Origin of the sequence: Alteromonas sp. BL110, assembly GCF_003443615.1 — a bacterium.
Taxonomy (GTDB): Bacteria; Pseudomonadota; Gammaproteobacteria; order Enterobacterales; family Alteromonadaceae; genus Alteromonas.
Genome location: NZ_CP031967.1, coordinates 792,753 through 814,978 on the forward strand (window position 1 = coordinate 792,753; position 22,226 = coordinate 814,978).

Here is a 22,226-nt window from a genome sequence, read left to right on the forward strand (position 1 = left end):
CTCATGGCCAAGACCTTATATGACAAAGTGTGGCAAGCCCACATTATTGACCAAATCGGTGAAGACAGCTTAATTTATATCGACCGCCACTTAATTCATGAAGTGACGTCACCTCAGGCATTTGCTGGCCTTAACGAAAAAGGCCGCAAAGTGCGTCGCCCCGATCGCACGGTTGGCACCATGGACCACAGCATCTCAACCCGCTCTCTGGCTATCGATGCCTGTGGACCAGCCAATGCACTTCAGCTACAAACCTTGGCAAAAAACTGTGAAGATCACGGCATTCAGCTATTTCCAGTGGGTCACCAAAAGCAAGGTATTGTGCACGTTATGGGGCCTGAACTAGGGCTAATTCAGCCGGGTATGACGGTTGTATGTGGTGATTCACATACGGCTACCCATGGGGCATTCGGTGCACTGGCTTTTGGTATTGGTACGTCTCAGGTAGAGCACGTTCTAGCTACGCAAACGCTAAAACAAAGCCGTGCTAAAAGCATGCTTATCAACGTAAATGGAAAGCTTCCTGTAGGTATTACCGCAAAAGACATCATTCTTGCCATTATTGGAAAAATTGGTCACGCTGGGGCTACTGGCCATGTTATTGAATACGCAGGTGAAGCTATCCGTGGTTTGAGCATGGAAGAGCGCATGACGGTGTGCAACATGAGTATTGAAGCTGGCGCAAAAGCTGGCCTTGTTGCACCAGACGAAACAACATTCGCCTACCTTGAAGGTCGCGAATACGCACCGAAAGGCCAAGACTGGGAAGACGCCGTCGCTTATTGGAAAACCCTTTATACCGAAGAAGGCGCCACCTTCGATACTGTGGTTGAGCTTGAAGCAGCAGATATTGCTCCTCAGGTTACTTGGGGTACTAACCCAGGCCAGGTCATTGGCGTAAACACACCGGTACCAGCCCCTGAAGATTTCAGCGACCCGATTGAAAAAGAAAGCGCGGTAAAAGCACTCGAATACATGGGTTTAAAACCTGGTGAAAAGCTTGCCGATATTACTGTAAACCACGTATTTATCGGCTCGTGTACCAACGGTCGTATTGAAGACATGCGTGCAGCGGCGCAAATCGCCAAGCGCGGAAAAGTCGCTGATTCAGTAACAGCTATTGTTGTACCAGGGTCTGGTAATGTTAAACGCCAAGCAGAAGCTGAAGGCTTAGATAAAATCTTTACTGATGCAGGTTTTGAATGGCGTTTGCCAGGGTGCTCTATGTGCCTTGGTATGAATGACGATAAACTAGTAGCAGGCGATAGATGTGCCTCTACCAGTAACCGCAACTTTGAAGGTCGCCAAGGTCGTGGAGCACGTACTCATTTAGTAAGCCCAGCAATGGCTGCCGCTGCGGCAATTACCGGTCGCTTTGCTGACGTTAGAGATTATCAGGAGTAAGTTATGTCTGAACAGGGTTTTACACAACACACAGGCATTGCTGCGCCACTTGATCAGGCCAATGTCGATACCGACCAAATAATTCCGAAACAGTTTTTAACGGGTGTTACACGTTCAGGCTACGGTAAACATTTGTTTCACGACTGGCGCTATTTGGATTTAGAAGAGAAAGAGCCAAACCCGGCTTTTGCGCTTAATAAGCCTGAGCACGAAGGTGCGAGCATTTTGTTAGCGCGAGAGAATTTTGGCTGTGGCTCTAGTCGTGAACACGCGCCATGGGCATTGGCCGATTTTGGTTTTCAAACTGTGATTGCCACCAGCTTTGCTGATATCTTTTACGGCAACTGCATTAACAATCAGCTAGTGCCCGTTGCGCTATCTAGCGAACAAATGGACGCTTTGTTCGCGGCAGTAAAAGCTGAGCCATCAACCAAAATTACTGTTGACCTTCCCGCGCAAACCGTAAGTTTTAACGACACTAGCTTCAGCTTTGATATTGCAGAGCACCACAAGAACAACTTGATTAAGGGTTTAGATGCCATCGGTCAAACACTGGAGCTTGCGAGTACAATTGAAGCTTTTGAAGGCAAGCAGCCAGCTTGGTTGTAACCGCTAAATAACGTATGACGTAAAACATAAAACGTCTCGAACTTGAAAAACAGCGCTATCGCAAGGTAGCGCTTTTTTATTATTTCCTTCTAAGCATTTATCTAAACTTTTGGCTGCGTCGAGGTGGGTTAAGGCTATATCCTAAATGTTGCTGCATGATAAGAACTAACGTTTTGTCTACTTTCTGAGTGCCTGCATGAAAAGCATATGGATGGAAACAGCACGACTTAACTATACTAAAGGTTAATAAACCCCTCACTTTTTCCACTGGAATAACGTATTATTTGTCTCTAATGTAGTATAAGGCTATGGCAATACTGTGCCGTACAGGAGAAATAATGTTAGAACAGGTACCCATTGATGATTTGCAGCCTGGGATGTACGTCAATCAAGTACTTGAACAAACGGGTTCACTTAAAATGCGCTCTAAAGGCATTGTAAAAACTCAAGCCATCATTGATAGTCTTAGAGCTAAGGGAATTCTTACGGTAGAAGTAGACCTAGCCAAGTCAAAACCTCTTAAAGCGCCAGAAACGTCTGAGCCATCAAAAGAAGAAACACCAAAGGCTATAAAAACACCGGTTAAGCCAGTAGGGCCGCGATTCAATTAACGAGGCGAGTGAACTATACAATAGTGCGCTTACCATACAGAGCAGCTTTCTAAAATCACTTCAAAAAGGTGCAGTTACCGATCTTTCTCCCATGGAGTCACTATCCCAAAGTCTCATAGAAAGTGTATTTGATAATAAGGACGCGCTCAGCTGCCTTACCATGATCAAAGATACAGACCAATACCTTTTAGAACACAGCATCAACTGCGGTGTACTAAGCGGTATTTTCTGTGAATTTCTAGGCTATGACAGAGACACAACTGAGCAAGTGAGTTTGGGCGCTCTTTTAATGGACATCGGCATGTCTTCGCTACCAGATGAAATTCGCAACAACACAGGTGAATTTTCTAGCAACGATTGGGAAGTAATGAAAACCCATGTAGAGATTGGTGCAGAGCTAGTCGAACAATGCGGTGATATTTCTGACCTGTCACTACGCATCATTGTACAGCATCACGAACGCGTTGATGGTAGTGGGTATCCTAAAGGGCTGGTAGGTGACGAGATTTCAGAGTTCGCCCGTATTGCCGCTATCGTGGATGCTTACGATGCCATGACATCTAACCGCATTCATCAAAACAGCATTACTCCTACACAAGCACTTAAACGCCTTACGGCGACAGAGAACTTAGATCAGGAGTTGGTGAAGCAGTTTATACAATGTATTGGTGTGCACCCTGTAGGTTCATTGGTTCGCCTTAAAAGCGGCAAGTTAGGGATCGTAAGTAAAATTAATCCGAAAAATCCAGTAAGCCCTCACGTTATGACTTTCTACAGCGTTACCTCGCAACACTTTAACGAAGTGAAACGGATTGATTTGAGCCAATATGATGATGAAATTATATCGGGGGTTCGCCCAGAAGAGTTCAGCTTAAACCTGCCAAAATTCTTCAAAGACGTATTTGTGAATCAAATGCCTTTATAGGCCGATTTTAGGCCCACTATTGGAAAAGCAAAACACTGCATAAAGGCCCTAGATTAAGGGCCTTTTCAATGCATAGCATCCGTTTATTGTGTAACTATTATTTTTACTTCGAGCGATGGAGCAGCTACCAGTCAGTCAATGCCGCCATGGTAAAAATTTCATCTTCAAAGGAAAGTACCACGCGCTGCGCTTCAATATTCACAATTTGCACTCTATCGGCAATCCAGTCGCCCTCGCCTATCTGACGCCCATTTACTCTGACCCACCTATCGGCTGGTCGAGAAGCATACATGTGTGCACTAAAATTCATCGTAGGAAGGCGCGTTAACAAGCGAACGGGCAACTGATCGACACGAGGGAGGTCGTCTTTAACCGTGACTATGGTCTCCTCTTCGGCGGGTTTATTATCTTGCGCCTTTGAGTCTAGTGCTGCAACAGCAGCGTTAAAGCGCGCCATAAGCTCTGGCGACACCGATACGTCAGATTGAGCTTCGGATTCGTTTAACACTTTGCCTTCGTAATCTTGCGAAGACAGAGTTTTCCTTGAATTATCATTCTGTGTAGCCACTAATTTGTCATCGATTTGGTTGTTTCCAGGTGCGTCAACTTCGGTATCTGGTTCAATGTCTACTTCGCTAGAAGAGGGCGTATTAGCTATTATTTCTCTAGCTTCGTCTTTGGGAACATTCGAACTGCCACTTTGTGTGCCTGTCTGGACTGTAGGTTGTGTTTGTTCACTTTGATTTTCCGAAATAGCGGGTATTTCGCTACCCTTTTGTGTAGCGACTAGCTCCGAAGCGCCTTCGCTTTTGTCTTCCTTTGGAGCGGCAGCTGCGGATGCTTCCGTAGGTGCCGCTGCGGGCGCCGTTAACATAGGCCACCAGCGCTTGGCTGTGGCTGCGGAAAAGCCAATGCATAAGCCGCCAAGTATAACTACCGCAAAAAGCGCAACTTGCTTAGTGTACAGCTTCCACGCCGACGGTAATCCTTCTACCGTTGGCAAAAACAAACTGCGATTAAACTGCTCATTAAGGGATTTATCAAATGTGGCGCTTGTATCGTGATCTCCGCGAAGCAAAGCTTGGGTTTGCGTTCTGTGATGCGTTGTCGCAGGCGCTATTTCCACCGTTTGCTCAGGGTCTATTTCGACCTCTTGCACACCCATTTCAGACAAGCCCTGCACCATAGCATCGCTTGTCACTAAACCCGACTTTCTAATTTTAACCGGCCCATTTTGCTTGGTAATTTGAACAATCACCATGCCGGGCGTTAGGTTTTCAATGGCAACGATATTAGACATACAAGCTCCCTAATCCGTAACCAAAAATAATGGCTAAAACAAATGCCGATGCTAAATACCATTTACGCTGGCTTTGCACGCGCTGGCTGACGACATCTTCACCCAAAATTTGCTCGGCCGCGGCCAAAAAAATAGGCTTTTGTACGACCGCATGCTGCTTCGTAAAAGATAAGGTTAACGCCCTATCGCACAGCAAGTTAATTACCCTTGGAATTCCACCAGTAATTTGATGCACCGCGCGTAAGGTAGACTTACTGAAAATACTGATATCACCTTCGGCTACGCTCAAGCGATGGGCAATATAGGCACTTACCTCTGGCGCTGTTAAAGGCAGTAAGTGATACCTAGCTGTAATGCGTTGGGCCAGCTGACGCAACTCGTTACGCTTTAACAGCTGCTGTAATTCAGGTTGACCAATCAATACGACCTTCAACAGCTTTTCACGGTTCGTTTCAAGGTTAGTCAGTAAGCGAAGCTGTTCTAATACTTCAGGAAGTAGATGTTGTGCTTCATCTACCATAAGTACCGTGTTGACCCCTGCCTTGTGATTCTCTGCTAGTTTAGACAAAATTAAATCGGTGAAATACTTAAGGCTCGCTTTTTCAGGTGTATAGGGTAAGCCTAGCTCATCGCAAACCGTCGCTAATAGCTCAAGGGCAGATAAGGTAGGGTTTAAGATCATAGCTACCTGAGTATTGTCTGGTAGCTGCTGCAACAATTTTCTTGAAACTGTGGTTTTCCCTGTGCCCACTTCTCCTGTGAGCATTACAAAACCACCGCTTTCCCTAAGGCCAAAGGTCAAATGGGCCAATGCCTCTTTATGCCTTGGACTCATATACAAATAATCGGGGTTAGGCGCAATCGAAAAAGGATTGTCATTTAACCCGAAGTAGTTCAAATACATGGTTGCTGGAGCGCCTATCTGTTTTAATTTTTAACGACGATTAAACTACCAGACGCAACCTTGAAGTGAAAGCGCATAACGATGTGGCTACGAATTTTATTTGTAACATTGCTATACTGCGCCAATGTAACCTTGGGAAGGTTGATTTTAGTTACGTGTCAAAAGTCGATGTATTCCCAATCTAAAAAGTATTACTGACAAAAAAATCGTTGGAAGAGCATGCTAGTATATCTCGTTGGTGGCGCAGTACGTGACGCACTGTTGAACAGAAAAGTTGTAGAACGCGACTATGTAGTGGTGGGCGCCACACCGCAAGAAATGCTTAGCCAGGGTTATACCCAAGTAGGCAAAGATTTCCCTGTTTTTTTACACCCAAAAACACTGGAAGAATATGCGCTAGCTCGCACTGAACGTAAATCAGGAAAAGGCTATACTGGCTTTGTGTGCGATGCATCAAGCACGGTAACTCTGGAAGAAGACTTACTGCGCCGAGATCTTACCGTTAATGCAATAGCACAAGACAACCTTGGAAACCTTATCGACCCCTATGGGGGTAAAAAAGATTTAGAAAACCGCCTACTTCGCCACGTATCAGAAGCCTTTAGTGAAGACCCACTGCGGGTATTTCGCGTGGCACGCTTTGCCACTCGCTATGCTTATTTAGGTTTTTCTATCGCCAATGAAACCATGGCTCTTATGCAGTCTATGGCGCAAAGTGGCGAGTTAAGCACGCTAAGTGCTGAGCGGGTATGGCAAGAAACAAAGCGCAGTCTTTTAGAAAAAACACCCCATGTTTTTTTCACTGTATTACACCAAGCCCATGGACTCAATGACTGGTTTGCTGAGCTTGAAAAGAACTTAGATACTGCTTTGGCAACATTAAAAACGGCGGTAGCGCTAGAAAAGGCTGAAAACGAAAGCCTCGCCAAAAGCACTGATTCAGAAACCGCTAGGCTGATACTAAGGTTTACAGCGCTGCTTACTCACCTTAATGAGGAAGAAGCGAAACAGTTATGCAGTCGCCTCAAAGTGCAAAACCAAGTTAGTGAAATCGTCAGCCTTGCCTGCAAATTCAAAGGCTTTCTTTTGAACACGCAAAACTCGCCCGCCGATTTACTTGCCTTATTCAATGGCTGTGATGCATGGCGAAGAGAGGAACGCTTTACATTATTGCTTAGCGCTTTTGCGCCTTATGCTCATAACAAGGGTATAAATTGGCAACACCAAAAGAAACGCATCGAACAAGCATTAGCAGCCGCCAAACAAGTGAATGTACAAGACATCATTGCCACGGGCGTTAAAGGCCCCGAAATAAAAGACGCACTTGACCAAGCAAAGCTATCCGCTATTGCCACTGTTAATACATAATTGTGCTAAAGCAATGATTGAAAGGAAACTACTTAACAACATCACCCACATCAGTGGTGACGCTATGGAATGCCAACTCTGGCGAAGAGATAGCCTCATGGGAAATTAAACGCTACTCAAGCGATACCACCATTCTCTCTATTACACTGAATGAGGATGTTGATGTTGTTACCCTCTCCTCTGATGGCGTGCTTCAAAGCTGGGATTACCGCGCACTGGTTACGCCACTTTGATATGCCGAATTCTGATGCCGTCCCTCACAGCCTTTGCCCACCTTTTTGCTTACAAGTTTTCGTTTACACAGCTGAAGCATGTCGCTATTATCGAGAAAGGATTACAATTGTAATCCCTGAGTGCATTTGTGCAACAGTTACTCGCTAGATATTTGTGGCTTGTTCACCGTTTGTTAAATAACTACTTCAAGGCGCGATTCGTTTTGAATAAACGGTTCGTCCTATTAAATGAAGAAATCTTACATTGGTTTGGAAATTCTTAAGTGAAAAAAACAATAATAACGTACCTTATAACTTTATCTTTTGCCCTTGTAGTTAGTGGATGTGCAAGCCCCCCAACCGTTTATCTTTATGGCAAATATCTTGAGCCGTCCAAAGTTCAAGCACTATCTGAACAGTTAACGGATAAAGGCTTAGATGTTGAAGTAAACGACTTTGATTTTCCTACATCCGTGTCTACCAATACGTTGCTCTATTCCTTGATGCTACAATCACCAGAAGCAATCGACAATACCACTAGCATCGCAGAGCATGCGGGTTACTCTATAAACAATGTCCAATCGCTCACTCAAGGCAATCATTGGTATACTAAAAACTCTTTGGCGCTGTTCGTGTTTCCTGACGGCAATCGCCCCCGTGGAACCCTTCTTGCCCAAGACCTTATCCATAGCTATATCGCCAATGGATGTGGTAACGGCCAGCGCCTCACGCTGTATAAAGACGGTACGTATACCCTCACACTTCAAAAGCCCACATCTTCAGAAGATGTAAAGGGTAAATGGAAGTTTCGCCAGTTTCCTTACCTAGAGCTTCAAGAACCAAATTCACCGTACGCCAACTACTACTTCGAAATTTCACGGGTTGAAAGTGAGGATAAAGTGAGTAAGCTCGATTTAACGCACTTGCATTTACTTAACGCCAACAGTGCCAACCCGTTAGCGTCAGAATGTGTATTTACCTACGGTATACGAATTTAACGCCAGTTTTTCTCAATGTTTTGGTGTAGCAATGCTACAATATGCCCCATTCATTTAGAGCGTTTTTTATACTATGACTTTCGAAGAACTCGAATTAGACGAAGCACTGTGTCACGCAGCTGCCGATATGGGGTTTGAAACTCCAACAAGCATTCAAGAACTCGTGATCCCGCATGCGTTGGATGGGCGAGACATCTTGGCCTCTGCCCCTACAGGTACAGGTAAAACAGCCGCATTCTTATTACCTGCGTGCCAGTTTTTACTTGATTACCCACGCAGACAGCCTGGTGCGACACGTATTTTGATTTTAACGCCAACCCGCGAGTTGGCATTACAGGTTTACGAACAAGCACTAGCAATAACAAAGCACACGCAAATTGTGTGCGGCGTGATAACCGGTGGTATTAACTACGGTACCGACAAAGAAACCTTAAGCAAGAATCTCGATATTCTTGTGGCTACACCTGGTCGCTTGCTTGAGCATATCGAAAAAGAAGCCGCAGATTGTCGCGATATCGAGTGTTTAATTCTTGATGAAGCTGATCGCATGTTAGACATGGGTTTCTCAACAGTAGTGAACCAGATTGCGGCCGAAGCACGATGGCGCAAGCAAAACCTATTGTTCTCTGCCACGCTTGAAGGCAAAGGCGTTAAAACCTTCGCCCACGACATTCTTAACAACCCTGAAGTGGTTGAAGCGAACCCATCGCGCAAAGAAAAGAACAAAATTCACCAGTGGTATCACCTTGCTGATGACATGAACCACAAGCAAGCTTTGCTAGTTAACATTTTAAAGCAAGAAACGACGACGTCTGCTGTTGTTTTTGTAAAAACTCGTGACCGCTTACAAATGCTAAAAGACTTCTTAGCGTCTAAAGAGATTTCGGTGTGTTGGCTACAGGGCGAAATGCCACAAGACAAACGCAACGCAGCCATGGCCCGCTTTAAAAGTGGTGAGGTACCAATCTTATTGGCAACTGACGTTGCAGCTCGTGGTATCGATGTGCCTAACGTAAGCCATGTTATTAACTTCGACATGCCGCGCAAAGCCGACGTTTACGTACACCGTATTGGCAGAACCGGTCGTGCTGGTGCCAAAGGTACTGCAATATCGTTGGTAGAAGCCCACGATTTTGACATGGTAGCCAAAACCGCACGTTACATGGGCGAACCGCTTAAAGCTCGCGTCATTGACGAGCTTCGCCCTAAAAACAAAACACCTAAAATTGGCCCGAAAAAGAAAAAAGTAAAGGCCAAAGACAAAACCAAGGCAAAAGCTAAGCCTAAGAAGAAAAAGTAAAGCGTGCGAAAATAGTCAATAAGTAGCATTCAGGTGAGTTAATGCGGTGGGCCAGGATGTAGGTGGAACATTGCCGACACAATCCCTCTGCCGCAGGGATGCGGCAGCGGAGCGCACATGGATGTGTTTACCGCGTGTTTGTGGAGGCAATATTTCGCCCGCAGCCACTGCCTACCGCCTTAACTCACCGTCAGTTCAAAAGAGTACACAATGAAATTCCCAGAAAAAATTGTTTTAGCCACAGGAAACCAAGGCAAGGTACGTGAGTTTGCATCCTTGTTTGCAGATTACGGTGTAGACGTTGTGGCGCAAAAAGAATTAGGTGTATCTGATGTGCCTGAAACCGGTACAACATTCGTTGAAAATGCCATTATTAAAGCGCGTCATGCGGCGCAAGTAACAGGCCTTCCCGCTATTGCCGACGACTCAGGTTTAGTGGTTGATGCTCTTGGCGGCGCACCCGGTATTTATTCAGCCCGCTATGCTGGCGCTGATGCAACTGATGACACCAATATCGACAAGCTGTTAGCTGCCCTAGATGGCGAGACCCAGCGTAAAGCGCACTTCTTTTGTACCTTGGTGTTTATGCGCCATGCTGAAGACCCAGTACCATTAGTTAGCCAAGGTAAATGGCAAGGGGAAATCCTAACCGCTCGCTCTGGTAACGACGGTTTTGGTTACGACCCAGTTTTTCACGTGCCAACTCACGGCTGTACTGCGGCAGAATTGGAAAAAGCTGAAAAGAACCGTATTAGCCATCGCGGCAACGCCCTAGCGATTTTGCTTGATAATATGAGAGCGACTTTTGCGTAATCCTCCGCTTAGCCTCTATATCCATATCCCTTGGTGTGTTCAAAAGTGTCCGTACTGCGATTTCAACTCTCACGGGCTTAAATCTGATTTACCCGAGAAAGAATATGTGGCGCACCTGCTGGACGATTTAGCCATTGATGCCAAACGCATTGGCGACCGCCCTATTGAGACAATTTTTATAGGCGGTGGCACGCCCAGTTTGTTTTCAAGCGAGGCCATGGCTGACATCTTAAACGGCGTTAAACAGCGGGTTAATTTAAGCGATACTGCTGAAATCACCATGGAAGCCAACCCAGGTACCGTTGAGGCAGGTAAGTTTGCAGGCTTTTATCAGGCAGGCATAAACCGAATATCGGTGGGCATTCAAAGCTTTCAGCCCAAGCATTTAAAGGTGCTAGGCCGTATTCATAATGAAAGCCAAGCCGAAAACGCAGTGAAACAAGCGCACAGCGCCGGGCTACCCACGTTTAATTTAGATCTTATGCACGGATTGCCGGAACAAAGCGTCGACAATGCCATGGCAGATTTGAAGCAAGGTATTGAGCTCGAACCCTATCACCTGTCGTGGTACCAGCTTACTATCGAGCCAAACACGCCTTTCTATTCAAAGCCACCAGAGCTACCTGACGACGACATTCTGTGGGAAATACAGGAAAAAGGCCACAGCCTTTTAGAGCGTGCAGGCTATCACCAGTACGAGATTTCAGGCTACGCCAAAACAGGGCATCAATGCCGCCATAACCTGAATTACTGGCGCTTTGGCGACTACTTAGGCATTGGCTGTGGTGCCCACGGAAAGATTACCGACGCTACTAATGGCACTATTCATCGTACCGTTAAAGTGAAGCATCCGAGAGGCTACATGGAAATGAGCCGGCCATATCTAGATACACAAACGCAGGTTAACGCAGACGATCTGCCTTTCGAGTTCTTTATGAACAGATTTCGCTTAGTAGAGCCTTGTCCTATCAGTGATTTCAGTGACTTTACAGGCATTGAACTTACTGACGATGTGAAGCGTGCGCTGTCTGATGCTCATTACCAAGGTTTACTTTCTATTTCAGATAGCCATTGGCAGGTAACCTCAAAAGGGCGTAGATATCTCAACTCGCTACTGTCGTGCTTCGTTTAAACCTACTACTTTTTTAAGCTTCATTCTATTTTAAGATTTGTAAAGCAGTCAGAACGAAAAAAGCCTGCTCACGCAGGCTTTTCTATTTTTATTAGTTTTTTGTAGACAGAGTTACCTGGCTACCTACGACTAGTTTTCATTTTCATCGTGGCGCGTAATAATATTGTAAGGTTTAAAGGCAGGTACGCTGGCTCGAAGGTTTTCTTCTGCAACGTCTAAACGCTTAAGCTTTTCACAAAACCACTCTGCTTTTTTACGCAAAGTAGTGGCTTTGTCACCTACATCAAGGTGCTCACCTACATTGTTTAACTGACGAGTAATTTCCGCTACCTTTTCTTGGTTTACCTCACCACTTCCGGTATTAATGCCGCTAATTGCAGATAATATTCCGCCTACAGAGGTCGAAATAGCTTCCTCAAGCTGCGCTTCAATTTCACTATCCACGAATTCATCAACGCTTTCCAGTGACCCAGGGCCGATAAAATAGTGATTACTGGCATGCCTGAATTTATCTTTCACGCGGTTTTGAACTCGCTTCATTGCAGCGTTTAAACGTTCATAACTATCGTGGTCGCTGCCAACTAAACCTAAGTACACGTGCTCAATGGTATCAATAGCCAAGTCCACACCTTCAGTAGCCAGAATAATCATTTTAGGGACAACATAGTGTAAACCTGAAGAATACTCGTTAAGCCACTGCTTTTCCTGTTCACTTAGTGTTTGCCAACGCCCACCTATGAAAAGCTGGTTTTGGTCGTTAATTTGAACCACGGTGCGAGTTTTATCCATAACGCGCAGCTGCTCGTTATTAACCGCAATACCATAAGCGAAATCGATATTGCATGTATATTCGGCTTGCGCTGGTAAGCTTAGTCCGGCGAATAAACAAATTGTGAAGAGAAAAGCCTTAAGGCGCGATATCATTTTCATACCATCATTGTGGCTAGCTTACCGAAAAATAAAAAGCCAACATGAGTCTAACGTGCTAAAAATCAGGTTGAACATGTCGAGATGATCAATTTACGCAACACATAAACGGGTCATGAATGAGAACGATAAATATCTGCATCTTTAACGTTCAGGCCTAAAACAACAAAGCACGCATTATAGAGCGTGCTTTGTTGATAAAAAGCCTCAGCATCAGATACTAGACGAAAGACTAATAAGAAAAGATGTATTTCTCTACCTACACCTATTCGTCGGTATAAGTGCGCACCAAACGTACATATATAAATCTGTCTTTTTCTTTGATTGAATGGCTAGCGTTAAAGAACGCAACAACCCATGCTCTGTCCGGATCGTCCGCTGAAGGGGTAGAAGTCCAAAAGTCATCTGGCGGTGTTGCTGGAAAAAGCGAGCTGTTAATGGCGGGTCGTACACAGTCGCGCTCAGTTAATGTTGCCAACTCTTTAACGTTAGGCAAGCGCCACCCAAGAAGATCATCGTTACTTGCTTCCTGTGCTAATTGTAACGCCTGCTGCCATGTGTATTTCACCGCTTCACCGCTGCACGTAGAGCCATCCCACGTTTGCCCTTCCGAACAACGCATCCACACTAAATCTGTGGTGGTATCTAGCAAGGTGCTAGTAGTAACCGCTTCAAAATTATCATCTGGTGTAGTTTCTAACCCATCTGATAAGCACTCTTGGGCATGAACTGAAGCTGATGCACTCATAAGCAATGCAGATGCAGCGAACAGGTTGAATGAAGTCAACATTGTTTTTTTCATCACTTTTTTAGCGATCGTATTAACTGGTTTACTCATGACTATCTCCCTGCTCTTACTAAACGAACACGTGCGGCTGACGACTTATTAAGAAAGTTATCTACGCCCGAGTCAAAATCCAATGCCCATGCATTTTGCGCGTCATCGCTATTTACCCCGTCAGCGCTGGGCACAGACGTCCAATACCAAAGGGGTTCAGTTGAGACTGCACCTGTATTAGGGAAATAATCTTCATCAATGGCAACATCATCGGCAATGCCCAAGTGCATCAAAGAGAACAGTTCATGATGAGTGGGTAACCGCCAGTCATAAAAACCACATAAGCCTTGTTCGTTTACCGCTTCAACATATGCAGACGTATTGCAGTTAGTTAACAGACAAGTTGCGTTTGCCCCTGTCTCATCACCTTCGAAGCCACCGTTGACCTCGTCGCTATACCAAGAGTAAGTATAATTTTTATCTTGAAATGCACCGTCGTCGGTTTTCACTTCCCATACTAGCCCGGTTACATTATCTCGAACGCACGACCATGTATCAGCAGTAGCATCCTGCTCATCACCGTTAGCATTTAAGCGCGTGAAGTCAAAGCCAGCTTTACCACGTCCGGCTTTTTCTATTAAGCCGTTTTGCTCAATAATATCAGCGCCTCGCTGCCCGTCCTGCCCAGGAAAGTCGTTTTGCTGTGCCTCGGTTAATGCGTTATTGGTAGCTTGCTGTAAAAAGCCTGTGTCGTTTAAAAGCGGCGTTGGCATCGGACGTATATTTACGTTAATCGTGTCTTCAACACTATTGCCATTGGCATCGGTGACGGTAAGGGTAAAGGCCACAACAGTAGAGGACGATACCGAAGGTGCTATAGCAAATGTAGATAGGGCGTCGCTATCGTCTACCGCGCTACTCGCCGTGGCTGTAGAAGATGAGCCAATTGCAGAGATACTGCTTGAGGAAACATTATTGCTACGCTCCCAAGAATAAGTAAGCGGTAAGGCACTGGGAATACTGGTGCTGGCCTCGCCATCTAGAATAACTACTTCTCCACTAAATACGCCTTGGGAAAACCCTGCATCGACAACCGGTAAAGTTTCGGTTTCTGATTGAACGGATATAGTGACTGTATCAGTATCAGTTGCGCCTTCGCTGTCAGTCACTTCTAACTGAAAAGTAAGCTGCTGCGCATCATTGGCAATGGGTGTTACGATAGTCAAAGTAGAAAGGTTGGTTTCTACACCTGTAATAACATTGGTCCCGCTGGTTTGGGTCCACGAGTAGTCAGCTATTTCACCATCCGACGACGTCGAATCATCGTCACTGCTTCCAGTTCCATCAAAAACAATTTCAACACCACCTGGGAATGTGTTCGCCGGTAAGTCATCCCACTCAGGTACATCTATACTGGCTTCAGGTGCAATGTTCACAGGCGCAACCGTGATAACGGTAAAATCACTGGCCGTATTACCGCTCTGATCATTAACCGATACGGTCAATGTATATTCAGTAGCACTATCCACCAGCGGCGCTTCAAAGCTAGCGGAAGAAGAACTTGTGTCTTCATGAGCGATGGTTAACGACGGTGACGCGCTCCAGTTATAAGTGTAAGTTCCATCGCCTCCGCTTACCTCTGCGCTTAGTGAGTAGGTTACACCCTCTGTTACTGTGGCATCAGGGCCAGCATTTATAACTAAATTACCATTGCCCGCTCCCCCATCGCTTGAGTCACCATCGCCGCCTCCGCCACCACCGCAGGCAGCTAAAATAAATGCGCCGCCAAGAATGGCTAGCCCACGCGCTACATTACGTGGTAAATAGCCTGAAAATGAAGACTTAATTAATTGCATACATACTCCCATCGCACTTGGTGCTGAAAGCCCAGACGCAGTGCGTGAAAAAACTCAATTTAGATGGAATCGCAAAGCGGCTTTTGGCCTCTGCTGCGTTACAAATAGCGGTTAAGATAAGGTGTGTTTCAATTTACTCGCGACTAATCTCGCTTCTTGCTCTTCGGACATCGTAACTTGTAGAGCCTCGAGCTGCTTTTTACCTACCGCCACATCAGTCATGTCGTAAATCATCATGCTTATAAAATCCACCTTTCCTGTTGTGGAGGTAAGTGGAGATAGCGTGATGTTTTGATACATAAATGACTCACTACCTGTAATCGGCCGGTAGTTAGGAAACTTGAACAAATACGGGCGCTGCTCCCAGGTCATGAAGGCGCGAGTTTTCAAGTCGAAGACGGGCTTAGCTTTTTTCATAAACCAGTCTTGTTTAATCGACGGGAAAAGTGAAAATAACGTTTTATCTCTTACCTCGCTCGGCAAAAGTCCACTATGACTTTCCATAAAGCCATTCCATACCTGTACGGTGAAATTACGGTCAAGTACAACGATACCCACATCTACCGTTTGCAGCATGTCCATCATCCAATGGAATTCTTGTAACTCATCTAAATGCTGGCTCATTAGAAATCCTCTAACAAGTGGGCAAGCTTTGAATTCATCATTTTCATGGACTCCTCCGTGAACAGCAAAATCAAATCACATTGAACGTTATAGCCTTCAAGTCCATAGCTAAGCTCTATCGCCAATGTTCGTTTCCACTTAATTTGGTTCATACTGATAATTTCAGTGATGGCACGGTGCTGACCAAGCACAATAGGATGGCCTTGGCTAAAGTTAATATCCATTTGATTTGCTAAACCAGTTAAGCAAGTTCCAATCAGAATACTTGCCGCATCCATAAGCAGTTCTAGCTGAAGTTGGTCATCTACTTCACCTTCAACGTTTAAAATCTTAGCTACATCATCAAAGCTTGAATCACTCAAGATACACAGTGCTTCGCCACTGACCCCCGGCCCCAAAAATCCTTGGCAAACCGCGGTAACTTGTTCATGGCTTTCAATGTCAGAAAGCATCATATGAAGCTCAGACACTTCAATTAGGTTTACATTAGGTATGGGAAGTTCTACGAAGACATTCATGGTACGCGCGAGGTGGTCGCCTGCTTGGCCCATTGCGATATTAGTTATCTCTTGGTAGCAATCGCGGATATCAGGGTCAAGCGGCGTAATCTCTTCTGGCTCTTCTTCCTCGGCGTGAAGAATATTATATTTATCAAGAACCTCAGCAAGCTTCTTAGGGTCTACAGGTTTGCGGATAAAGTCTAACGCCCCCAGCGATGTCACTCTTTCGTGCGCCTCCGGCTGAATGTCACCAGACACCACAATAACCTTAGTTTTAAGACCACGCTGTTGAATTGCCTCTAACGTGCCGTATCCATCAAGGACAGGCATATTCAAATCTAAGAGTAAAAGATCGCCTTTACCATCGGCGAGCGCAGTCAAAGCATCTTGGCCATTCTTTGCAAAGTGCACGGCTACGTCCCAATCTTGGGGAAGGCACTTAGCCACTTGCTTGCGCGCAACTAACGAGTCGTCACATACGAGTACTGAAAACATTAAGTTCTTTTACCACCTAGCTTTTTCAACCAGCCACCGCTGATATTTTCTAGTAATTTCAATTGTATCGGCACATCTACTGTGAACTGAAGCAATGATTTTGCCTCTGGTACAGTCAGCGGCGCTACTCTATTGAATTTTTAAACCGACAACCTGTATATGGTGATACGAAACACCTCACTAAGAAATAGCACTTTTGGGGAATATTGCCAGCGTGTTTTACATTTAAATGCCGGCTAACAACATGGTAATAAGAAGGAAATCTTTGGCTATCGGTTCAAACAAAAACGCCAAAGATTAGGGGTAGTATCAAAGCCGTGAATATTCCATTAACACAAAGCCCAAGCGTGGCCATAGCGGCGACATCCTCCCCCATTTGGATAGATTTCGCAGTACCAATAGCATGCGCAACAGTACCTAAGGCAATGCCTTGTGCCTGTCGGTCACACACGTCAAATACAGAGAATACCCAAGTTGCTACAATAGCGCCCACAATGCCTGTAGTGATAACAAAAACGGCTGCTAGCGCCGGAATTCCACCGATGTGAGCACTAGCTTCCATTGCCAGAGGCGTAGTGATTGATTTCGCCAACATAGTCATTTTTAACGCCGACGGTGCATCTAACGCAAAAAGCGTGAGCCATGCGGTAACAGGCGCAATTATTCCACCAAAGCCAATACTGACTATTAACCTCCACCCATAGTGCTTTAAACATTGCCATTGCCGATAAATGGGTAACGCAAGCGCTACGGTTACAGGCCCTAAAAGCCAATGAATTAATGATGCTGAGTGCTGATACTCCACCACTTCCGTATTGGTCAAATAAAGGAATACGGAAACAAAAGCAGCCGTAAAGATAATGGGATGCGCAATGGGGTGACCGCTACATTTTTTATTAATCCAGAGCGCAATTAGGTAGCCGATAATAGAGATACACAGCCACCACAGCCCATTTAAGCTAAAGGCCTGATTTAATGCTTCATTCATTCAAACTCCCCATCACTTTGTGAAGTGCTAGAAGGTTTATTTAGTTTGCTACAAAACAACTTCTGCGCGAACCAAGCGGTGAAACCTAAGCTTAATGAGGTAGTAAGGATAATGGCAATGGCGATTGCCAGCGCGTTGGCCCGAATATCATCCCAATAGATAGACACACCTAGTACTGCAGGGACGAAGAACAATGACATATGTTTTAAGGGAAAAGTAACAAACCTAGCTGTAGGAACTTCCAGCTTTGGAAAAGTGAAAAGCATACCCAGCAGCAGACAAAGCCCAACCAATGGCCCTGGGATAGGTAACGCCAAGATTGTAACGGCGAAAGCCCCAGCATAATACGCAGCGAACACCACTATGGCCCCCATTACCGCGTTACTTACATTTCGCACTTTCTATCCTTGGTTTTGAAAATTAAGCACTAAGTGTAACGATTAGCGAGTTCCACCACCAGCGGGACCATGGTCGTATGCTCGTTCTTGATATTTATTGGCCCTTTGTATGCCAAAATTGATAGTAGTATTTGTGGGTTACTTTAAAGATCTCACCACCTTGCATTACCACTATTTGATGATTTAGCCTTTGTTCTAAATGCGCGACATGTTTTCCATTTACTGCTACTGAACGATTGCAGCGTTTAAAATGCTGCTCGCCGAGACGCTTCAGTAATTCACATAGGGTTGTGCGAACTACATAACATTCAGACAGTGTTTGTACACACATATAATCCCCTGCCGCTTCTATCCATTTAATATCGGCGGGATTTAAGCAACACCATCCATTTTCAGTTTTAATACCAACCACATTAGGTTTGGTAGTCTTGCTTAACTGTTGGCGTAATGTCGCTATTAATGCGGGCTTAGATACACCGTACTGTTTGCACAGCCCTTTTACCATTGTGTTAAATTGAAAATCACGCTCAAAACAGTCGAATTTGCTTTTAACGTATCCGATAGCACGTATCAGCTGGTCTTCTTCAAAAGGCGGTTTAATAAAACCAGATGCGTTGTGCGAGAACGCTAGAAGTGCCTCTTCATCCTTGTCGCCCACCGCCAACCAATACTTTGAAGCAAGATTACGGCACGACTTTGAAACTGAATAGAAACCAATAGACTGAGGGTACTTTTCAGCCAAGGCTAAACAGTGACCCACTGATTCTGCCCCAAATACATGGCTAAACAGATTTAGTTGCTTCAAGATTTTGCAAAGTGAAGCTTGCTTAGATGCAGATTGTAAGAATACTAATGAGACCATCTGCACTCCCTTTGCAATTAAGTTGGTGCTATAACTTTCTAGGCCCTATAGCGCTGCGGTTTAAAGAAATAGCTGGAGAAAGATGAAAAAAAGGGGCTATGCATCACATAGCCCTAAGTCCAGGGCAAAAACTTAAATTAGCGTTTAGCGGTCAATACGCTTGGGCTTGCATTAACGCGACGCGCAATATGCAGAGCATTTCTAGACGCGTTATGAGTAGCTGCAAAGGTCAACATATCTTGGCCATTACAAACCAAACCTTCGTGCAGGTGTTTTATATTCAAGCCTGTTGCTTTTACCGCGCGATGAAGTTTAAAGCGGCTGTCGCTCTTTACGGCTTCACATACAGCAATTAGCTTATCTTCTATCTCGGCTGGGTAAGAGCCAGCATTTGCAGCAGTAGCAGTTAAAGAAAGTGTGGTTCCTAGTAAAGCGATTTGGGTAACACGGCGTAACGTAAACATAACAATTTCCTCTGATAGTATTAGGCAACGCGGTGACGACCTCTACTTGTCGCCGCACCCATAAGCTAGTTAAGTTTTGTGATGTTTACGCTACAGAAGCGTTAAAATACGGTTACCTGAGTTGTAGCGATAAGCGCACAAAAGATAAGGTTTAACTATCTATCTAAACTGTTATTAGTCGCGCTTAACACATACTTTGAAACAACCTAAAAATTTTAAAATTGCTAGCTATCGTTAAGAAGCGCTAAAATATTGGAAAACGTAAAATTAAAAGTAGGCATGTCGTAAGCCAATAGCATTAATTCAAGGAAGAGAAATGTTAGAGCAGCAGCGCTATCACCGTATAAGAGAGCACATGCAGCCAGGCGATATCATTGCGTTTGGCGGTAACAGCTTATTTTCCAGGTGGACAAAGCTCACTACGCACTCACCCGTAACCCATGTCGCCGTAGTTACACATACCAAAGTTACACACACTGCAGCTACACACACCACAGCGCGCGATGACGCAAAAAGCAGATATTACAATCACGTCACGGAAGCTACGTTTTTTAGAGGTAAACGTGGCGTTATGACAAACCGGCTAAGCGAGCGCGTTGCGTCGTATGACGGTGATATTTGGTGGCTGCCCCTATCAAGAGCATCGCGTAGTATATTCGAGCAAAACAAACATAAATTCTTTAACTTTATGTGCGAGCAAGAAGGAAAACCCTACGACATACTTCAGCTATTCGGTTCGGCTGTAGACGCGCTCGATGATCACCCTCTATTTAGCAGTATTACCTATAATAACGAGGATTTTAGCAGTTGGTTTTGTTCAGAGCTTATTGCTGAAGGCCTAAAGACCGCGGGTGTGGTAACAGGTGTAAACTCATCCGAGGTAACCCCAGTTGACATCTGTCGGTTCAATATTTTCAAAAAACGTTATGTGCAGCTGAAAGGGGAAGGCAGAATTATCGAAGGCTTTAATACTTTAGTGCCAGACAATTGGGGTCAGATCGCCTAACCCCACCTTGCTAAAAGCTCGATTACCAGCAAAAGGTAGCTCTGCTTTTAGAAAATACTGTCTTGGTGAATTTTAATAAACATACCCGTACCAATTTTCGAGTAATCAATTTTATATTCTTTTCCATTTAGCGTTTGAATGAACACTAAAGTTTTTTCGTCACCGAAAACATCGCTAGTCGTGACATCGACTAGTTCCATATCCATCATTTTCGCATCGCGCTTATTTTCAGGAACTTTGCCTTCATATTGCTTAATGCCTTTGTAAGTTACAATGATTGGTGGGTGCTCATCACCATTGATAACCAATAAATCTAACTTTCTAATTTTATGAATGATGGTGTTTCGACCACTTGTAATGAAGGGTTTTTCAGTCATTCTCATCTCCGCGACCGCTTACCTGCTTTTTATAATTAACATAGAGTGTGAAGGTTGAGTCTATCACGATGTTAATAATCAGCACATAAGCATTTGGTTGATATATGTGTGCAAAGTATAAACATAAATTACGAAATGTGAGCAATAAATCACGAATTTTTAGTGTTTAAGTAGGTTTATTTCAATTTTACTGCCATTTTATCCACGGTCTATAAACGAGATTATGGATAAGCTTCTCACAGGGCTTAGTTTCAGGAGACTTAAATACACAGCTTTCAGCTTCGTTTATATCAACTTGTGCCACTATGTTAGAAACAGAAACCTCTAAATCTAAGTCAGTATCTAATTGAGTCATTGGCAAGATAAACTCAACGCGATTAGTGAATGCACATGACTTAGCGGGTGGCGTAGACGCTGACTCAGATGCACATCCTACGCTTCCCAAATGATAAGACCATTTACGTGTTTCTTTACCACTTTTTGAAACATCTAGCCTTAGAAACTGGTGCCCATTTTGACGACTTGAAAACATCGTCTTATCGTTTAAAGGCGTCTGTTGAGTAAGGGGATCAGCGTGGTTAACATCAAAAGGTAACCCCATAGTAAAACGGAGGTTAGTTGCTAATTTTAGGAGTTCCTCCGACACATCTAACACTATTTTGCTGTTAGCATCGTCTGGGTTGCTGCACTTAGTGTGAAACTTCAACAATGCTTCATTCGGCGTTTGCCACTGAGTTTGCTTGAACTTCACCCGTTGCCATTTCCCATCTATGCGCACTTCAGGTTTGCTAAGATAAAATCCGAAATAATCGATATTCCAACGCTGCTGGCCAATACTCATGAGCATGGGGCATGCGCCTGTATCTACACCCACAAGTTTAAACGGTATTTCTCCGGCTTCGCGCCCTTTAAGGTTAATAACATCACACCCTACCTGTGTAAGCAATGCAGTAAAAAGCAACGTATATATAGCTTTCATGCGAAAAGGTATTTTCATTTACTTCAATAATTCCTTCAAATATTCCGCAGCCAGAAACCGCTGCACTTTCACCCACTACATAATAGATAAAATGAGTGCATGACTATTGAACGCAATAGTGCTGCTTTTCGCGTTTATGAGTCAAGGCCGACTAACATACAAAAAGAGTAAATAAGCGTTATTGGGCAAAGAAAGTGTTAGCTTTTCTTTCAGTACTTTTCCGTAATGCTTTTTTCTAGCGCTTTTTACTAGTGCTTCTTCTAGTAATTAAGGGGGGTGGGAAGTATTGGATTTCGAATAATGTTTGCTAACTCTATTCATAAAACAAGCAAAACCGCGTCAAAATGAACAAAAATAAAGCAAACAATTCATAAAGCCATCAGCTAGGCGTGACAA

General features: G+C 44.5%; 24 protein-coding genes. 11 read left to right on the forward strand and 13 right to left on the reverse strand.

Translation table 11 applies throughout. The features are described from left to right. The first annotated feature begins 3 nt into the window (after window positions 1-3). The 4 genes from leuC to D1814_RS19525 all read left to right on the forward strand — a co-directional run bounded on the left by leuC (window position 4) and on the right by D1814_RS19525 (window position 3,549). Complete coding sequence (gene leuC, locus D1814_RS03440; RefSeq protein ID WP_118490116.1) at window positions 4-1,404, forward strand: 3-isopropylmalate dehydratase large subunit; 1,401 nt, start codon at window positions 4-6, stop codon at window positions 1,402-1,404. Between the two features lie 3 nt (window positions 1,405-1,407). Then, window positions 1,408-2,013 (forward strand): 3-isopropylmalate dehydratase small subunit, encoded by a 606-nt coding sequence (leuD, locus tag D1814_RS03445; protein WP_118490117.1) that lies wholly within the window; start codon window positions 1,408-1,410, stop codon window positions 2,011-2,013. A gap of 338 nt (window positions 2,014-2,351) precedes the next feature. Beyond that, complete coding sequence (locus tag D1814_RS19520; RefSeq protein WP_232368967.1) at window positions 2,352-2,624, forward strand: DUF3391 domain-containing protein; 273 nt, start codon at window positions 2,352-2,354, stop codon at window positions 2,622-2,624. 160 nt (window positions 2,625-2,784) lie between these two features. Next, a complete protein-coding gene (locus D1814_RS19525) occupies window positions 2,785-3,549 on the forward strand; it encodes an HD-GYP domain-containing protein (protein WP_232368968.1) in 765 nt (254 codons plus the stop codon). A gap of 124 nt (window positions 3,550-3,673) precedes the next feature. Here the strand turns inward: D1814_RS19525 and D1814_RS03455 are convergent, their stop codons facing one another. Together D1814_RS03455 and D1814_RS03460 are read right to left on the reverse strand one after the other, a co-directional pair. Beyond that, on the reverse strand, window positions 3,674-4,849 hold the full coding sequence (locus tag D1814_RS03455) for a general secretion pathway protein GspB (RefSeq protein WP_118490118.1): 1,176 nt from the start codon (window positions 4,847-4,849) through the stop codon (window positions 3,674-3,676). After that, complete coding sequence (locus D1814_RS03460) at window positions 4,842-5,753, reverse strand: ExeA family protein (RefSeq protein ID WP_118490119.1); 912 nt, start codon at window positions 5,751-5,753, stop codon at window positions 4,842-4,844. Before D1814_RS03460 ends, D1814_RS03455 begins: the two co-directional genes overlap by 8 nt. A gap of 219 nt (window positions 5,754-5,972) precedes the next feature. Between D1814_RS03460 and D1814_RS03465 the strand changes: the two genes are divergently transcribed. The 6 genes from D1814_RS03465 to hemW all read left to right on the forward strand — a co-directional run bounded on the left by D1814_RS03465 (window position 5,973) and on the right by hemW (window position 11,576). Then, on the forward strand, window positions 5,973-7,121 hold the full coding sequence (locus D1814_RS03465; RefSeq protein ID WP_118490120.1) for a CCA tRNA nucleotidyltransferase: 1,149 nt from the start codon (window positions 5,973-5,975) through the stop codon (window positions 7,119-7,121). A gap of 17 nt (window positions 7,122-7,138) precedes the next feature. Then, window positions 7,139-7,354, forward strand: a complete 216-nt coding sequence (locus tag D1814_RS03470) for a hypothetical protein (RefSeq protein ID WP_232368969.1) — start codon at window positions 7,139-7,141, stop codon at window positions 7,352-7,354. Between the two features lie 263 nt (window positions 7,355-7,617). Then, window positions 7,618-8,331: a hypothetical protein gene (locus D1814_RS03475; protein WP_118490121.1), complete on the forward strand. Its 714-nt coding sequence runs from the start codon at window positions 7,618-7,620 to the stop codon at window positions 8,329-8,331. A 73-nt stretch (window positions 8,332-8,404) separates the two neighbouring features. Continuing rightward, window positions 8,405-9,631: an ATP-dependent RNA helicase SrmB gene (srmB, locus tag D1814_RS03480; protein ID WP_118490122.1), complete on the forward strand. Its 1,227-nt coding sequence runs from the start codon at window positions 8,405-8,407 to the stop codon at window positions 9,629-9,631. A 210-nt stretch (window positions 9,632-9,841) separates the two neighbouring features. Further along, complete coding sequence (locus D1814_RS03485) at window positions 9,842-10,444, forward strand: XTP/dITP diphosphatase (protein WP_118490123.1); 603 nt, start codon at window positions 9,842-9,844, stop codon at window positions 10,442-10,444. Continuing rightward, entirely contained in the window at window positions 10,437-11,576 is a 1,140-nt protein-coding gene (hemW, locus tag D1814_RS03490) for a radical SAM family heme chaperone HemW (RefSeq protein WP_118490124.1), read from the forward strand. Before D1814_RS03485 ends, hemW begins: the two co-directional genes overlap by 8 nt. Before the next feature lie 129 nt (window positions 11,577-11,705). Here hemW and D1814_RS03495 read toward each other — a convergent pair whose 3' ends face one another. The 9 genes from D1814_RS03495 to D1814_RS03535 form a co-directional block, all read right to left on the reverse strand. Continuing rightward, window positions 11,706-12,500, reverse strand: coding sequence for a YggN family protein (locus tag D1814_RS03495; RefSeq protein ID WP_118490125.1), 795 nt, complete (start codon window positions 12,498-12,500; stop codon window positions 11,706-11,708). A 268-nt stretch (window positions 12,501-12,768) separates the two neighbouring features. Further along, window positions 12,769-13,341: an Lcl C-terminal domain-containing protein gene (locus D1814_RS03500; protein WP_118490126.1), complete on the reverse strand. Its 573-nt coding sequence runs from the start codon at window positions 13,339-13,341 to the stop codon at window positions 12,769-12,771. Between the two features lie 2 nt (window positions 13,342-13,343). Further along, window positions 13,344-15,137, reverse strand: a complete 1,794-nt coding sequence (locus tag D1814_RS03505) for an Lcl C-terminal domain-containing protein (protein ID WP_118490127.1) — start codon at window positions 15,135-15,137, stop codon at window positions 13,344-13,346. Between the two features lie 111 nt (window positions 15,138-15,248). Next, window positions 15,249-15,761 (reverse strand): PAS domain-containing protein, encoded by a 513-nt coding sequence (locus D1814_RS03510; RefSeq protein WP_118490128.1) that lies wholly within the window; start codon window positions 15,759-15,761, stop codon window positions 15,249-15,251. Continuing rightward, window positions 15,761-16,756, reverse strand: a complete 996-nt coding sequence (locus D1814_RS03515) for a response regulator (protein WP_118490129.1) — start codon at window positions 16,754-16,756, stop codon at window positions 15,761-15,763. The genes D1814_RS03510 and D1814_RS03515 overlap by 1 nt, the downstream gene beginning before the upstream one ends. Window positions 16,757-17,033: 277 nt before the next feature. After that, window positions 17,034-17,744: an LrgB family protein gene (locus D1814_RS03520; protein ID WP_118490130.1), complete on the reverse strand. Its 711-nt coding sequence runs from the start codon at window positions 17,742-17,744 to the stop codon at window positions 17,034-17,036. Beyond that, complete coding sequence (locus D1814_RS03525) at window positions 17,741-18,142, reverse strand: CidA/LrgA family protein (protein ID WP_118490131.1); 402 nt, start codon at window positions 18,140-18,142, stop codon at window positions 17,741-17,743. Before D1814_RS03525 ends, D1814_RS03520 begins: the two co-directional genes overlap by 4 nt. A 94-nt stretch (window positions 18,143-18,236) precedes the next feature. Then, a complete protein-coding gene (locus D1814_RS03530; protein WP_118490132.1) occupies window positions 18,237-19,004 on the reverse strand; it encodes a LytR/AlgR family response regulator transcription factor in 768 nt (255 codons plus the stop codon). Between the two features lie 137 nt (window positions 19,005-19,141). Next, window positions 19,142-19,468 carry a DUF3718 domain-containing protein gene (locus tag D1814_RS03535; protein WP_118490133.1) on the reverse strand — a complete coding sequence of 109 codons (327 nt, stop codon included), beginning with the start codon at window positions 19,466-19,468 and terminating at the stop codon, window positions 19,142-19,144. 316 nt (window positions 19,469-19,784) lie between these two features. Between D1814_RS03535 and D1814_RS03540 the strand changes: the two genes are divergently transcribed. Beyond that, on the forward strand, window positions 19,785-20,474 hold the full coding sequence (locus tag D1814_RS03540) for a hypothetical protein (protein WP_118490134.1): 690 nt from the start codon (window positions 19,785-19,787) through the stop codon (window positions 20,472-20,474). A 47-nt stretch (window positions 20,475-20,521) separates the two neighbouring features. On the opposite strand, the gene D1814_RS03545 is transcribed toward D1814_RS03540, so the two are convergent. Together D1814_RS03545 and D1814_RS03550 are read right to left on the reverse strand one after the other, a co-directional pair. Next, the gene (locus tag D1814_RS03545; protein ID WP_118490135.1) at window positions 20,522-20,851 is read right to left on the reverse strand and encodes a hypothetical protein; all 330 of its coding nucleotides are present in this window, start codon (window positions 20,849-20,851) and stop codon (window positions 20,522-20,524) included. A gap of 187 nt (window positions 20,852-21,038) precedes the next feature. Then, window positions 21,039-21,848 (reverse strand): MbnP family protein, encoded by an 810-nt coding sequence (locus tag D1814_RS03550; RefSeq protein WP_118490136.1) that lies wholly within the window; start codon window positions 21,846-21,848, stop codon window positions 21,039-21,041. Between the last annotated feature and the right edge of the window lie 378 nt (window positions 21,849-22,226).